A 14,560-nucleotide genomic window follows, 5' to 3' on the forward strand; every position below is an offset into this window, starting at 1 on the left:
GTTCGGCAACGGCTTCGACCTCGGGTTCAGGTTCGGGTTCGGGTGCGACCTGTTCAGCGGATGGGGCCGCGGCCTGCGGTGCAGGGACCGTTTCCTCGCGCGGGGCGGGTTCGGGCGCGCGGAGGTCAGCTACGGGTTCAGGCGCCGGTCCGGCGACGGGTTCGGGGCTGGCGGTAAATTCGGGGTTGTGGACGTATCCGGAACGCGAGACAGCCGGTTGGGGGCTGCTGCCCTGTTCGCTGCGACGGATGCGATCGCGCAGGGAATTGCCGCGCGGCTGCGGCGGTTCGGCCCCGGCCTCCTTGGACGGATCGAAAGTGCGGAAATTCGGATTGCCCATATCGGTCATCGGTTCGGCTCGGCCCCTATGTTCGTCGCACACTGCGCACGCCCATGGTTCCTGCCCGAAAGCGGTTAAAATCCGGTCAACGATAAGGTGGCGCGGGCCCCGTCAGATCAGCGCGAACAAGCGCCCGGCAGCCCATCCCATGCCCACCGAGAGCATCACCGCCAGCAGCCCGTAGACGAGCGACCATTCCTGCGAATAGTCGGTCACGATCTTTTCGAAACCGACCTTTTTGACTTCGACTTCGGCCTGGGCAGACGCAATTACGCGGCCCCGGCTGACGGCAAAGGTTTCCGCGGTATAGGTTCCCGTGGTCACGTTGGATGGCAGCAGGATACGGGCCTGGTAGAGGACCTGTTCGCTGATCTGGACCCCTTCGAAATCCTGGCTGTAAAGGTCCTGCCGGGTCTTCAGGTCCACCAGACCGGCTGCGAACCGGGCCTGTTCTTCCGTGTCGATCACTCCGCTCGGGCTCAGCTGGATGTAATCGGTGCCGAATTCATAAATCGCGGCGGTCTTGTCGTCGACGATGTCGGAAACCGGCCTCGAGGATGCGACGGCGAAGAAGGACGGGACCGATCGGAAGTCGGTGTTCTCCGCATTGACCCACACGCCAAGGAAACGCTCCTTCTCGCGCAGTCGAACGGGTTCGGACGGGCCCTTGAGGACCACCACGATATCGTATTCGTTGCCCGCTGCGCGCCCCGCCGGGTCGAGAATGGCGCCGAACAACAGCAGTTCGGTTCCGGTAAATCCCTGCCGTACCTGCACTTCGTGCTGGCTGACGTCGGGCACCAGGATCGGGTCGCGCTGGCCCATCAGCGCAAAGGCGAACAGGAGGAGAAGCATCGCTCTCACAGCGGATACAACGTGTAGATTTCGTCCGGTTGATAGAACAACCCGAGGAACATGCGGAACGCGATGATCAGCACGGTGGCGGCCAGGATCAGGCGCAGAATTTCCGGCTTGGCCCTGACCGCAATCTGCGAACCGATCTGTGCACCCGTGACCGAACCGATCAGCAGCAGGAACACCAGCACGATATCGACCGCCTTCGTGGTCAGCGAATGCATCATCGTGGTTGCCATCGTGACGAACAGGATATTGAACAGGCTGGTGCCCACGACGACGTTGGCGCTCATGCCGAGTATGTACAGCATGGCCGGAACGAGGATGAAGCCCCCGCCGACGCCCATCAGCATCGTCAGGATGCCCACCACAACGCCCACGATCAACGGCGCCAGCGGCGATATATACAGGCCGGACCGGTAGAACCGCCAGCGCATCGGCAGGCTGGCGACCAACGGGTGGTGTCGACGGCGCGGGGCCTGCTTGCCCGCTCCGCCCCCGCGCAGCACCTGCATCGATTCCTTGGCCATCAGCAGCCCGATGGTCCCCAGCAAGACCACGTACAGCGCACTGATCACGACATCGATCTGGCCGATCGACCGGAAAAACCGGAACAGCACCGCCCCGACGCCCGACCCCAGAACGCCGCCCGCGACCATGACCGCGCCCATGCGATAATCGACCCCGCGCCGGCCGCTGTGCGCGATCACGCCCGTTACGCTGGCACCGGTGACCTGTGTCGAAGCGGAGGCAGCGGCCACCGTGGGCGGCACGCCGTAAAAGATGAGAAGCGGCGTGGTCAGGAAGCCGCCGCCCACACCGAACAGGCCCGACAGGATACCCGTCAGCCCGCCCAACAGGACAATCCACAGCCCGTTCACCGACAGGTTTGCGATGGGGAGGTAGACGTCCATTACGCCGCCCTATCCCACCGCCAGCCATGATAAAAGCTGAACCGTGTCAGAAGCCGGTTGAAAGCGTGATCGCGGCCCCTGATGCGGGCGCGGCATTGCCCGCCACGCGGATCCGGTAGTCCGCCGAAATGCGCGCCGGCGTATCCCCGATGATCAAACAAACGCCCGCAGTCGGCCCCACGTCCACCCGCACCGCATCGCGCTGGGCCCCGCCCCACGCGCCGGCTCCGGCGCTGACCTTGGCGAGATCGAATTGCGCCAACTCGCGTTCCACCCTCAACGCGCCATCGGCGAACGGTGTGGCGAATTTTCCGCCCACATAGCCTGCCTGGGCGTACCCGCTGGCGGTTAGGCCGAGCGGAAGGCGGGCGTCGTCGACGCCGCCGCTGAGAAATGCGGCCGGGCGAAGCGTCGTCTCGCCCGAAACCCGTACAATCCTCATTTCGGCATGGGCCACGATCGGCAATCCTGCCAGCGGACGTGCGCGCAAGCCGAACGCGGCCTCGCTTTCCCCGTCGGTGACAAGGGCCTTGGCCGCGCGGGCATAGGCTGCCGGATCGCGGCGGCTGGATGGGGCCAGCCGATAGGCGATCACCGCGCCTGCCTGACTGGCGCCATAGCTTGCCGGGCGAATTCCCCCGCCCGGAGCCGGCGATGCCCCCTCGCGCAGCATGAGCCACGCGTCGATCCGCCAGGGCGTTGTCCGGGAATTGGCGCGTGGCGGATGGGCGGGAACCTGCGCGGCAACAACAGGACCGTTGTCCAACCAGCTTGCCACGCTGCGCGGCATCGGCAGGTTGGCCATTCCCGCAATCCACAACAGATTGTGGCCGAACGCGCGCCGGTCGGATGCGAAATCCTGATCTTCCGCCGCACCGCGAGCGCTGGGCGGCGCAGACAAAAGCGTGCGTTCAGGTGCTGCCGCGACCATGGGTGCAGGCCAATCACTACCCTGCGCTGCGGCCTCGCCCTGCCCCCTGTCAGCACGCGGATGGGTGGTATCTGGCGCCCGAACCTGCGGCGTGCCGAGAGCCTGCGCCAGGCTGGTGGCCCCGCTTGCCAAAGGCCACGGCGTTTCCCAGGTCACGACACGGAACAGCATCCAGCCTGCCAACAGCAGGCCGAGGAACAGGATCGGCTGGCCTCGCCGCTCGCGGCTTCCGGAATGCATCACGCGCGCACCTGCACCGGTGCGAGGGCAAAGACCGGATGATCGCGGTGGTCGGTCTTGTCCCACACGACCGGGGCACCGCGTAGCGTGCGGCAATAGGCGAGAACCGCGCGGCGGCCCGCCATGATCGCGATGATGTTGGATATGATCACGCGCGGCAGCGCCCTCACCCCTTCGCGCCAGCCGAACTCGCGCGCCGTAAACAGCCCGCGCATGATGGTGCGCCAGAGCAGGCCGCCGAGATTGATCGCCAGCAATATCTGCAATGTCGGCGTGAGCGTGGGCGGTTCGACCAGGCCGACGCTCGCGAACAACCAGACGGCTGCCGTTACCAGGACAAGCGCATAGGCCAGTACGAGCAGGATCGCCGCGAGCGGCCCGCGCCGATCGCGCAACTGCATCCACAGATCCGCGGCCGATCCGCGCCAGCCCAGCCGGTCCCAACCTTGCAAGGCAATACCGTGCATCCAGCGCGTCTTCTGGCGGACCGCTTCGTCCAGTTGGGCGGGGAAGAAGGCGCGCGTGGCGACAAGGCGGCCATCGCTGCTGCGGCAGCGCAGGAAACGGCCATGCCCGCCCAGCGCGGCAACGCGCAGTCCCAGCTCGTAATCTTCGGTCAGCGATTCCCGCGCAAAGGGTTCGGGGCCGAACCGGGCCAGCATTTGCCGCGCAATCGCACAGCCCACGCCGGCGCCGGGTATCGCGGCACCCAGCGCGTCACGCACGACCATCGCCTTGGCGTGGGATTCGGCGAATTCGTCGGAATAGTGGCTGCCGATCCAGCCCGAGGTGCGTTGCGGCAGGGCCATGACGGGCAACTGCGCGAAATCGGCGCCCCACATGGCCCGGTCCAGCAGGGCCAGGGCCGCCGGATCGACCATGTCTTCGGCGTCATGAAGCACGACCATGCGCGCCTCGGTGCCAGCGCGCGCTTCGTCATCGCGCAAGGCCGCATACAGGCGATTGAGGCAATCCGCCTTGCTTGTGGGGCCATCGGCGCCGTGAATTACCAGTCTTACGCGATCATCCCCGCGCGCCGCCGCCAGCGCGGAAGCCATCGTCTGGGGATCGTTCCGATAGCAGCCCACGTAAATGCGCAGTTCGTCCTGCGGCCAGACAGACAGCATGTGCGAAACCGTTGGCCCGATAACCGCCGCTTCGCGCCATGCGGGAATGAACACGGCGGCGATCCCCGCGAGGTTGGCAGGTCCCACGCCGCGGTCATCTTCCAGTCGGGGCGTTCGGGCGCCCTTGCCGATACGGAACCAGGCGTAGAGCATATCCATCGCGAATTCGTCGAGAACACCGACCGCGAAGAAGGCCGCTGTGAACAACAGCAGTTCGTGATGGCCGAGCAAAAACCATTGCGCGACAGTATATTGGCTTGCGACCAAGTGCGTTTCCCCTTGGCCGGACTTGTAGCGAGACGACACTGCCCTTGCAACGTGCGCAAGATTGCGAAAGAGAGCACCGGCCATGACTGAACGCCCATCTGCTTTCCGCCTCGTCTTTGCCCCGGTACGCGCGCTTTTCGTGAGCGATGCGTCTGCTGGCATCCTCCTCATACTGGTCGCGGCCGCGGCGATGCTGGCGGCCAATTCGCCGCTGCACGAGGAATATCATTCGCTTTTTCACGGCGCGTTGTTTTCACCTGAACTGTTCAAGCTGAACACGCTGCACCTGTGGATCAACGACGGATTAATGGCGATCTTCTTCTTCGTCGTCGGGCTGGAAGTGAAGCGCGAATGGATCGAAGGCCAGTTGTCATCGCCCGCGCAGCGCCGGCTGCCCGTGCTGGCCGCCATTGCGGGGATGGCGGTTCCCGCCGCGATCTACGTGTTCTTCGTGCAGGCGGAAAATTCGCCCGAACTGATGCGCGGATGGGCCATTCCCGCCGCAACCGACATCGCCTTCGCCATGGGCGTGCTGGGCCTATTGGGTAACCGCGTCCCCGCTTCGCTCCGGCTGTTCCTGCTGACCGTGGCCATCGTCGATGATATCGGCGCGGTGCTGGTGATCGCGGTGTTCTATACCGCCAACCTCAAGGTCGGCTTCCTTGCTGCCGCGGCTGTCGTCGCCGGACTGATGTATGCGATGAACCGGTTGCGCGTGAAGCAGTACTGGCCGTTCATCGCGCTGGCTTTGCTGCTGTGGTTCTTCGTGCTGAATTCGGGCGTCCACGCGACCATCGCCGGGGTTGTCGCCGCGCTGACCATCCCGATGATCGGCAAGGATGATGAAACCATGGTCGAGCGGATGGAACATTCGCTTGCTCCATGGAGCGCCTATCTCATCGTACCGGTTTTCGGGTTCGCCAACGCCGGGGTGGATTTCTCGTCCATGGGCCTCGACGGACTGCTGGCCCCGCTGCCGATCGCGATCGCAGCCGGCCTGTTCCTGGGCAAGCAGGTGGGCATCTTTGCTGCCATCTGGGGCGCGGAAAAATCCGGTTTTGCCCTGCGGCCCGATACCGCGACCTGGCCCGAGGTATGGGGCGTATCGATCCTGTGCGGCATCGGTTTCACCATGTCGCTGTTCATCGGCGAGCTGGCGTTCCCCGGATCGCGCGAACTGATCGACGAGGCCAAGATCGGCACTCTCATGGGTTCGCTGATTTCCGCGATCGTCGGGTTCTTGATCCTGCGGATGACCACGACCCATCCCGACGACGCGAAATCGCCCTACATCGACTAGGCGGCGACCCTTACCAGCTGCCGGTGTTTTCCATGCTGGCCCACGGTTCGCACGGCTCGAGATAACCGTCCTGCAGCAGTTCGATGGAAATGCCGTCGGGTGTGCGCACGAAGGCCATGTGCCCGTCGCGCGGTGGGCGGTTGATGGTCACGCCCGCATCGGCCAGCCGCTGGCAGGTCTCGTAGATATTCTCGACCCGGTAGGCCAGATGGCCGAAATTGCGCCCGCCGCTGTATTCTTCGGCTTCGCTTCCGTCTTCGGGGGGCCAATTGTAGGTCAGCTCTACCTCGGCAATGTTTTCCTGGCCCGGCGCCGCAAGGAATATCAGGGTGAAGCGCCCCTGCTCGCTGTCGAAGCGGCGCACTTCCTCCACCCCGATCAGTTTGAAGAAGGCTACCGCGGCGTCCGGGTCGGAAACCCGGATCATGGTGTGCAGGTACTTGGTCAACAGAAACTCCATTCATCGCTATTCAAGCACGGTTCATCGCGCGTAGATCAATTTATCAGCTCACACGGGAGACACGAGAGGAGCCGATAATGCCACAAATTCCTGCCGATGAAACCGCCGCGATGGATGGCCCTTCCGGCAATTCGGCCATGCGCCGGTGGCTGGGCAGCGCCGCGATCATTTCCGTGGGCATCATGGTGGGCGGCTTCGTCATGGGCGACGGCTTGGTCCGCATGAAGGCTTCCGAACGCAGCGTGACCGTTCGCGGGCTGGCCGAACGCGAAGTGGTGGCCGATCTCGCCACCTGGACGGTTTCCTATTCCGGCATTGCAGGCGATCTTGCCGGTGCCCAGTCCGCAGCCGACCGGGATGCAGCATCGCTTCGCACCTATTTCAAGCAACTCGGCTTTCCCGACACGGCGTTGACGCCGGCCGGGGTCGATGTATCCAGCTACACCAACGACGGCATTACCCGATACACCGTTCGCCAGCGCATGGTCCTGCGCACGACGGATATCGCACGCGCGCAGGAAGCGGTGCGCCGCCAGGTTGAACTGGTGCGGCGCGGTGTCGTGCTCGATGATGGTTCGGGGATGACCTATACGTTTACCGGACTGAACGCGATCAAGCCTGCGATGGTGGCCGAAGCGACGCGCGATGCCCGCGCGTCCGCAGAGCAGTTCGCCCAGGACAGCGGTGCGTCGGTTGGCGGCATTCGCAACGCGACCCAGGGGTATTTTTCGATCGATGCCCGCGACGGCGAGGCCGGCGGATGGGGCGTCGGTGACACGCCTTTCAAGAAAGTGCGTGTGGTCACCACAGTGGATTTCGCACTGGATTGATCCGGAGTCGGGGGCGAGACAAAGCCCGCCCCCAGCCCGGCTGGTATTTTAGAAGCTGGCGGTGATCGTGCCCACGATTGCATCGTCGGTGAACCCGTCGATCGAAGGTCCGTCGACCCCGACGTACGAAACGCCGACTTCGAAATTGCCCTTGGCGACCGAAGCGCCGATCGACCAGTCGATGCCGGTATCGTCGCCCGTGCCCGCCAGCAGCGGCGGGGCAAGCGCACCATCGGTGTAGCCGAGATGGCCGTTCAGCGTGATGGGCGTGTTGGGAAGTCCGAAGCCGAGGTCGGTGTAGACGTAGAGATTGTCGTCCCCGCCCAGCGAATCCTGTTCGAAGGCATAGGCAACGCCGACCGTGGCTTCCGCCGGACCGAGGTTGAAGCCCAGCGAAGCGTAAGGCTCCCAGTAATCGGTATCGAGACCCAGATCCTCGGACGGATAGAGGTAATACAGAATGCCGACATCGACGCTGACGGCATCGGTGATGTTGCCACCCCAGCCGGCGTAGAGATCCAGTTCCATATCGCCATAGGCAGGGCCACCCTTGATCGAGGAGGCCCAGGTGCCGACGTAGAAGCCACTTTCGTGAGCGACATCGAAGCCGCCCTGAAGTGCCGGATCGCCGCCGGAAAGCGAAACACCTCGGAAACGGTAATCCGTGGTGAGGGCGACGTTGGCCGAGATGGTTACGCCATCGATGCCATCGTCTTCACCTTCGTCCTGAGCCAGTACGGGTGTTGCGGAAAGAAGGCTCGCCGTAGCGAGCGAAGCGGCCATGAGGCCGCGAAAGGACGTGCGCATTACAAACTCCTGTTCGAGTATCGCTTCGTCCCACCTGCGAATCCTGCGGGGCCTGTTTGGATGGCTCCTCGTCCGGATACGGAAACATTAGTGCCGACAACCCGCCCATAGCGCAAGATACGCAGCCCAACTTTTCGCTTATGCAGCAAAAGCTGTGATGTTTTCGCAACTGCAACATGGCGAGCCGACGCAAGAGTTGTCCAACACCGCTTCACTCCCTATTTCTGAAACAGTTCAGAAAACGCCCCCATCCGACATTCGCCAGAGTTCGCCGACCGATGCTTCGTTCCCTCCGCCAGTTGTTCAAGGAAAGGCCCGCCGAACGTCGCATTGCGCGCGTTCCGGACGGCGAACGGTATTACGTGGTCGGGGATATCCACGGCCGGCTCGACCTGTTCGATGCGCTTGTCGAAGAAATCGAGGCGGATGACGCGCGCAGCCCCGCGGCCCAGACCACCGTGGTGCTGCTGGGCGACCTGATCGATCGCGGACCCGAAAGCGCCGGCGTGATCGACCGGGCGCGCGACTGGGGCCGGCAGCGCAAGGTTCGATACATCGCCGGCAATCACGAGGAAATGTTCCTCGAGAGTTTCGAAGACAAGGAAATGCTGCGCCATTTCGTCAAGCATGGCGGACGCGAAACGATCCTCAGCTACGGGATCAAGCGCAAGCGGTACAACGAGCTGACGATCAAGGCGCTCCAGGCCGAACTGCACGACCTGATCCCCGAAGAAGACCGGCTGTTCCTGAATGGCTTTGAAGACATGGTGGTGGCGGGCGATTACGTGTTCGTCCACGCAGGGCTCAACCCCAGGAACTCTCTCGAAGACCAGAAGCAGGCGGACCTGCGCTGGATTCGCGAACGCTTCCTGAAGCACACCGAACCCTTCAGCCACGTGGTCGTCCACGGCCATACGATTTTCGAAGGCATCGAAAGCACCGATCACCGGATCGGTATCGATACCGGCGCCTTCCGGACCGGGCGCCTCAGCGCTCTCGTCCTCGAAGGGGCGGATCGGCGGATAATCCAGGCGGTCGAAACCGACGGCGCAATCGCGGTCGAACTGTCCGACCTTACCTGACACGAACCCGTTGCGGGCACCGGGCGTGTTGCCCGGTACCCGCATTCAGGCCGATCAGTGGCCAGCCAGTTCCTTGACCAGGGCAGGCGCGGGATAGATCGTTTCCAGCGCTTCCTGCACGGCATCGGTCGACACCACGACGGTGCGGTTGAGCGTGCCGTCATACCCGTAATTGCCGCCGAGCGAATGGATGTTGCCGTCGAAGGCAGCCCCGATGACGGTTGCATTCCGGTCGATCACGGGCGAACCCGAATTGCCTCCGATGATGTCGTTGGTGGTCACGAAGTCATAGGCGGCAGTCTTGTCGATCGCCGTTTCATTGGCAGCGAAACCCGATGCGACATCGAACGGCGCGTTGCCGGTGGCACGTTCGAACGTACCGCCCAGAGTGGTCATGAAAGGCACCTGCTGGCCGCGCTCTTCCCAGCCTTTAACCTGGCCGTACGAAATACGCAGGGTGAACGTCGCATCCGGGTAGAGGCTGTCGCCATACGCAGCGAAACGCGCATCGGCCAGCTTTCCGCCGGCGATTGCCAGCGGTCCGGCGTAGGCTTCGTCAACCTGCTGCTGCAGGTCGCGTTGGCGCTGGGACAGGCGCAGCGCGTACTGGATCATCGGATCGCCTGATGCCTCGATCGCGGCGATACCGCCTTCCCACAGCGCCTTGCGCACCACCGGGTCGGCCAATTGCGTCTGGCTCACCAGCCGCTCGGCCAACTGTTCGGGGCTTTCCTTGCCCAGAAGCAACTTGCTGTCGGGATCGTCCACGCCAAGATATTCGCGCGCCTTGGACAGGCTCCAGCCCATCATCATTTCGTCCAGCCAGGGGTAAACCGGCCGTTCGTCGAGCAAGCGCTTTTCCGTCAGCGGCAGCGCGCTGTCGGTAAAGCCGCGCAGCCGTTCGCCATTGGGCTTGGTGCGTTCCTGCGCCGCGTAGACGAGCGTCTGCGCATAGCCGAACAGGTCGCCCGAAGGCGCGGTAAAGCGATACGGCAGGTAAAGCGCGCGATAGGCACCAACCGCCTGTTCCAAATCCGCCCACGGATCGCCCAGCGCCGCGTCGCTCGTGCTGCGTTCGCGCAGTTCGGCCTCGGCGGCGGCCAGCGTGTCGGTGAAGGCCGGATCGTTCAGCGCTTTGGTGCGGCCGATATAGACCTTGAGGCTGTTTTCGATGCCGTTCAGCGTATCGAGTCCTTCGCGCTCCTTTTCCGGGCTTTCGTCCATGGCCTGGATCAACCGGCCACGCAGTTCGGACAGCGTCGTGAGCGTCACCGGAAGGCGCACCTCGCGCTCGAACGCCAGCTGGCTCTGGGTGTAGAGGCGGCTGGTGGAGCCGGGGTTGCCGACAACGAAGGTCGCTTCGCCTTCCTGCGGCGCGCGCGGGTTCCATTTCAGATGCCCGGGCGTCGAAACCGGCTTCCCGTTTTCGTAAGCGCGCAGGAAGCTGGCATCCATCGAATAGCGGGGGAAATTGAAATTGTCGGGGTCCCCGCCGAAGGTGGCCGCACGATCTTCCGGCGCCCAGGCAAGGCGAACATCCGAATACTTGCGGTACGTATACAGCTTGTACTGGCCGCCCCCGAACAGGGTGACGACCTGGCAGCGCATGGTCGCGGTGTCGGTGCATCCGGCCTTTTCGAGTTCGGCGATCCTGGCATCGCGCGCCTTGGTCAGCGCTTCGCCGGCAAGACCGGCAAAGGCGCCTTTCACGGTATCGGTAACGTCGGTGATCGCCGTGACCACTTCGGCCTGCTGGCCGGGGCACTTCAGCTCCAGATCGCGGCGCTGGGCGACGTACCCGTCGTTGAGGTAGTCCATTTGCGCGCTCGAATTGTCGAACAGGCAGCTGGCGATGCAATGGTGGTTGGTGAGGATCAGGCCATCGGAGGAAACGAAGCTGGCCGAACAACCGCCGGTAAGGCGCACGGCAGCAGCCTGCACCTTGTCGAGCCACGCCTGGTCCGGCGCCCAGCCATAGGCGGCCTCCATCCGTTCAGCGGGGAAACCGTCGAACGTCCACATGCCTTCATCGGCGCGGGCAGCGGTGGCGGGAAGCGCGAGCAGCGCAGCGGATAGATAGACGGATTTGCGGTTCATGACCCTTGCGACTCCTTGGGTAAATTCGCCAGCGATCTCCGCGACATCACCGGCAATGTCCAGTGCTTTGAGCGCGCTTTCCTCAGCCGATCCAGCGGCTGCGGGCCGCCGGATATCGCAGGCTCAGGAAAGTGGCCGACAGGACCAGCACGCCCGAAACCACGCAGGCGGCGGCAATGGCCACGCTTGCCTGCCCGCCGCGCATGAATATCGCCAGCAGGGCCCAGGCGAAAACCGCCGCAAACCACGGGTTTCCCTGGCTGCGCGCAACCGCAAAAGCGGCAATGATACCGCCTGTCAGCACGATGGCCGCGGCGACCAGAGGATACGCGCCGTCACCGCCGAGACCGTAATAGGCCAGCGTCGCCGAAACGTTCACGATGGTCGCTGCGGTCAGCCACGCCGCCAGTGCGCTGAACGTCAGGCCGACGATCCATCGTTCCGCCCCGGTGAACGCGCGTTCGAAGGTCACGAGGATACGAATGATGGCCAGCAGACAGGCGAGCGAGAAGGCGATGATCAGGGCTGAAATGGCCGTCAGATTGGCAAACTGGGTGTAGATTGCCCAGATGCCCTGCGATGCCAGCGCGCCGACCGAAAGCCATCCGACCCTGTCGAGCAGTTCGTTGCTCTTTTGCGCAGGAAATGCCTGCCAAAACGCATAGATTGCGGACCCGAGGAACAACGGCCCCCAGATGGCAAAGGCCCAGCCTGCCGGCGTGATCAAGGTCCGCACGCTGTCCGAACGTTGGCCGATCGGTTCGCCCAATCCCAGCTGGGGCAGGAAGGTCGCCCCGATCTGGATAATCACGGCGACGATGATGGCAGCCCGCTGCAGGGCGCTGCGGGCGGAATAGAGCGATTGGATCATGACTGGCAGAACAGGCGCCAGCGGCGTCGGTTCCTTCGCAATCGGACCAGTGGAAAAATGCCAGGGGGCCTGTAAGCCGGGTTCTGTGTCCGCAGACGGTATCCGAAGACCGGACCGTATCCGCGGCGGCAGCCATTCGTCTGGGCCAGGGATTGCTCCCTGGCTCGAGCAGCCAACCCGGGCGGTCGATGCGAAACGCACCTGCCTTGCGGCGCGCCGCCCCTATTCGGCCTTGCTCCGGGTGGGGTTTACCATGCGGGCCGCGTTGCCGAAGCCCCGGTGCGCTCTTACCGCACCCTTTCACCCTTGCCTGATCTTCCGAAGAAGCCATCGGCGGTATGCTCTCTGTGGCACTTTCCCTGGGGTTTCCCCCGGCGGGCGTTACCCGCCACCCTTGTTTCGTGGAGCCCGGACTTTCCTCGGAATCGAAATCCCGCGGCTGCCCGGCCCCCTGGCACTCGTGGACATAGTGCGCGTGCCCCGTTTCGCCAAGCATAAGCGGCACCCGACAGGTCTAAGCATTTGTCGCGCGCATCCGGCAATGAAGCTGCGGTGAAACGGCGAACGCGAAACCGCCGCGAAGCCATTCGAATGTTCCGAAGGCGTGCCACCGAACCGGCATCGCCATCCCAGTCCCTATCGCGTCGTGCCCCGATCGCGGTCGAGCAGCAGCTGGAACAGGATCGCGCGAATTTCACCGTCGATCTCGCCATCGATCTTGCGGGGGCGCCACCGGCGCTGGAACGCTTCCACCGCCTTGTGCCCATCCGTGATGTCATAGCCATAGCGTTCGAGCGCGAGGTAGAATGCCCCGTCATTGTCGAACGGATCGCCCAGTTCGATTTTCGGGCTGGGCAGGCAAAGGCCGTATTCGGCCAGCCGTTCCCAGGGGAAAAGTTCACCCGGATCGATCTTGCGGAGCGGGGCCACATCGGAATGACCGACGACGTTGGCCCGCGGAATGTCGTGCGTCTTGACTATGCGCGCCAGCAGCGGGACCAGCGCTTCGAACTGCGGTTCGCTGAAGGGGCGATAGCCGTGCAGATGTCCGGGGTGGTCGAGTTCGATGCCGATGCTGGCGGAATTCACATCCTTGTGTCCACGCCAATAGGACAGCCCGGCATGCCAAGCGCGCTTTTCTTCGGGCACCAGCCGCGTGACGGTGCCGTCTTCGGCAATCAGGTAATGCGCGCTGACCTTGGCTTCGGGATCGCACATGCGTTCGAGCGCGGCATCAGGCCCGAGCATTTCGGTATAGTGGAGAACGACCATTTCCACCGGGAGCGCACGGTCGTCGAAATTCGGCGACAGGCGTTCGCAGTGGACCAGCTCGTCCTTGCTCACCCGATCAAGTCCCCGCTTTCGGGAAGCACCGCGCCCAAAACCAGCGCGTCATCGGTGCGCGCATATTGCAGCCCGCCACCATTTTCTTCGGCGAGGAGCGCGATCATGTGCGCCGCCGCGGTCCGGCTGGACAGCTCGGAACGGTCGAGGCTGCCATCGAGGGCCTTGCCGATGGTGTCGTCGAAAGCGATCTTGGGGCCCGCAGCCCGCACGACGATCTCGCTCGCCCCGTTGCGGATTTCGGCGCCGATATCCAGCGTTCCACCGCGCACCAGCGAATCGATGCCGATCTGCGCGAAATTTAGCAGCACCTTGACGGCAGGCTTCGCCAGGTTCGCACCGGCCAGTGCCCAGTTGATCGTGATGCCGGGTTTGTCGGCAATCAGCGCTTCGATGAGAGCCTTGGGTTCCTCGATATCGACGCGTTCACCAAAACCCCCCGCCGCACCGAAGGCCAGCCGGAAGAATTTGAGCTTGTCGGTGCTGATGCGCGCGCTCTGTTCGAGCAGCTGCATCACGTTGGCGCGCATCTCCGGATCGGTTTCGAGCGTGAGAAGCTCGATCCCGTTGGACAGCGCGCCCACAGGGCTGAGCATGTCGTGGCAAAGCCGCGAACAAAGCATGGCGGCAAGGTCGATCGATTGGCGGTCGTCCATGAATTTCCCGGTACTGGATTTGTGAGGAGGGGTCTTAGCGGTCCGCGCCCTCATAGGGAAGCGGTTCGAAACCCGCATCCCCCGAACGCCAGAAGGTGACTCGCCCTGCCGCGACTATCGCCCATATCATCCCGTCGCCCCCTGCCATGGCGGCATCGGTGGCGGACGGTTCGCAAAGGCCGTTGGGATGCGAATGGTAATAGCCGACGACTTTGGGCGAACCGGTGCGAGCGGCGCGGTGGCAATCGATCAGCGCCTGCGGGTCGATTTCGAAATGGGTGCGCGGATCGTCATGCACGTTGCGGGCCGCCACGATCCCGGCAATCCGGCTTGCATCGCCCAGCATCATTCCGCAGCATTCGCGCGGGTGGGCTTTGCCGGCTTCTGCCAGAAGGGTGTCCAACACCGCGCTTGAGACTTCGAGTGCCATCGCGCATGG

The 14,560-nt window shown here is 63.8% G+C and carries 14 protein-coding genes and 1 other RNA gene; 3 read left to right on the top strand and 12 right to left on the bottom strand.

The window, feature by feature from the left end; translation table 11 throughout:
* Nucleotides 1–451 precede the first annotated feature (451 nt).
* The 4 genes from VR863_RS09820 to VR863_RS09835 are packed head-to-tail and all read right to left on the bottom strand — an operon-like array spanning nt 452 to nt 4,674.
* A complete protein-coding gene (locus tag VR863_RS09820; protein WP_324828288.1) occupies nt 452–1,195 on the bottom strand; it encodes a TIGR02186 family protein in 744 nt (247 codons plus the stop codon).
* A 5-nt stretch (nt 1,196–1,200) separates the two neighbouring features.
* A complete protein-coding gene (locus VR863_RS09825) occupies nt 1,201–2,109 on the bottom strand; it encodes a sulfite exporter TauE/SafE family protein (protein ID WP_324828289.1) in 909 nt (302 codons plus the stop codon).
* Nucleotides 2,110–2,155: 46 nt separating this feature from the next.
* A complete protein-coding gene (locus tag VR863_RS09830; protein WP_324828291.1) occupies nt 2,156–3,280 on the bottom strand; it encodes a hypothetical protein in 1,125 nt (374 codons plus the stop codon).
* Nucleotides 3,280–4,674, bottom strand: a complete 1,395-nt coding sequence (locus VR863_RS09835; RefSeq protein ID WP_324828292.1) for a glycosyl transferase family protein — start codon at nt 4,672–4,674, stop codon at nt 3,280–3,282. The genes VR863_RS09830 and VR863_RS09835 overlap by 1 nt, the downstream gene beginning before the upstream one ends.
* Before the next feature lie 82 nt (nt 4,675–4,756).
* Here VR863_RS09835 and nhaA point away from each other — a divergent pair, with 82 nt between their 5' ends.
* Nucleotides 4,757–5,974 (top strand): Na+/H+ antiporter NhaA, encoded by a 1,218-nt coding sequence (gene nhaA, locus VR863_RS09840; RefSeq protein ID WP_324828293.1) that lies wholly within the window; start codon nt 4,757–4,759, stop codon nt 5,972–5,974.
* A gap of 10 nt (nt 5,975–5,984) precedes the next feature.
* Here the strand turns inward: nhaA and VR863_RS09845 are convergent, their stop codons facing one another.
* On the bottom strand, nt 5,985–6,422 hold the full coding sequence (locus VR863_RS09845; protein WP_324828294.1) for a VOC family protein: 438 nt from the start codon (nt 6,420–6,422) through the stop codon (nt 5,985–5,987).
* A gap of 149 nt (nt 6,423–6,571) precedes the next feature.
* On the opposite strand from VR863_RS09845, the gene VR863_RS09850 reads away from it, so the two are divergent.
* Nucleotides 6,572–7,264, top strand: coding sequence for an SIMPL domain-containing protein (locus VR863_RS09850; RefSeq protein WP_434785007.1), 693 nt, complete (start codon nt 6,572–6,574; stop codon nt 7,262–7,264).
* A 48-nt stretch (nt 7,265–7,312) separates the two neighbouring features.
* Here the strand turns inward: VR863_RS09850 and VR863_RS09855 are convergent, their stop codons facing one another.
* On the bottom strand, nt 7,313–8,071 hold the full coding sequence (locus tag VR863_RS09855; RefSeq protein ID WP_324828295.1) for a TorF family putative porin: 759 nt from the start codon (nt 8,069–8,071) through the stop codon (nt 7,313–7,315).
* 278 nt (nt 8,072–8,349) lie between these two features.
* Here VR863_RS09855 and VR863_RS09860 point away from each other — a divergent pair, with 278 nt between their 5' ends.
* On the top strand, nt 8,350–9,153 hold the full coding sequence (locus VR863_RS09860; RefSeq protein ID WP_324828296.1) for a metallophosphoesterase family protein: 804 nt from the start codon (nt 8,350–8,352) through the stop codon (nt 9,151–9,153).
* A gap of 54 nt (nt 9,154–9,207) precedes the next feature.
* Here the strand turns inward: VR863_RS09860 and VR863_RS09865 are convergent, their stop codons facing one another.
* The 6 genes from VR863_RS09865 to VR863_RS09890 all read right to left on the bottom strand — a co-directional run bounded on the left by VR863_RS09865 (nt 9,208) and on the right by VR863_RS09890 (nt 14,551).
* Entirely contained in the window at nt 9,208–11,250 is a 2,043-nt protein-coding gene (locus VR863_RS09865) for a S46 family peptidase (RefSeq protein WP_324828297.1), read from the bottom strand.
* An 82-nt stretch (nt 11,251–11,332) separates the two neighbouring features.
* Nucleotides 11,333–12,121, bottom strand: coding sequence for a TspO-related membrane protein (locus VR863_RS09870; RefSeq protein ID WP_324828298.1), 789 nt, complete (start codon nt 12,119–12,121; stop codon nt 11,333–11,335).
* Nucleotides 12,122–12,177: 56 nt separating this feature from the next.
* Nucleotides 12,178–12,576, bottom strand: an RNA gene (gene rnpB / locus VR863_RS09875) — RNase P RNA component class A.
* A gap of 181 nt (nt 12,577–12,757) precedes the next feature.
* Nucleotides 12,758–13,393 (bottom strand): N-acetylmuramoyl-L-alanine amidase, encoded by a 636-nt coding sequence (locus tag VR863_RS09880; RefSeq protein ID WP_324829257.1) that lies wholly within the window; start codon nt 13,391–13,393, stop codon nt 12,758–12,760.
* Nucleotides 13,394–13,461: 68 nt separating this feature from the next.
* Nucleotides 13,462–14,121, bottom strand: a complete 660-nt coding sequence (locus VR863_RS09885) for a histidine phosphotransferase family protein (RefSeq protein WP_324828299.1) — start codon at nt 14,119–14,121, stop codon at nt 13,462–13,464.
* 34 nt (nt 14,122–14,155) lie between these two features.
* On the bottom strand, nt 14,156–14,551 hold the full coding sequence (locus VR863_RS09890) for a M67 family metallopeptidase (protein ID WP_324828300.1): 396 nt from the start codon (nt 14,549–14,551) through the stop codon (nt 14,156–14,158).
* Nucleotides 14,552–14,560 lie beyond the last annotated feature (9 nt).

Source organism: Qipengyuania zhejiangensis, from assembly GCF_035607565.1.
Lineage (GTDB): Bacteria > Pseudomonadota > Alphaproteobacteria > Sphingomonadales > Sphingomonadaceae > Qipengyuania > Qipengyuania zhejiangensis.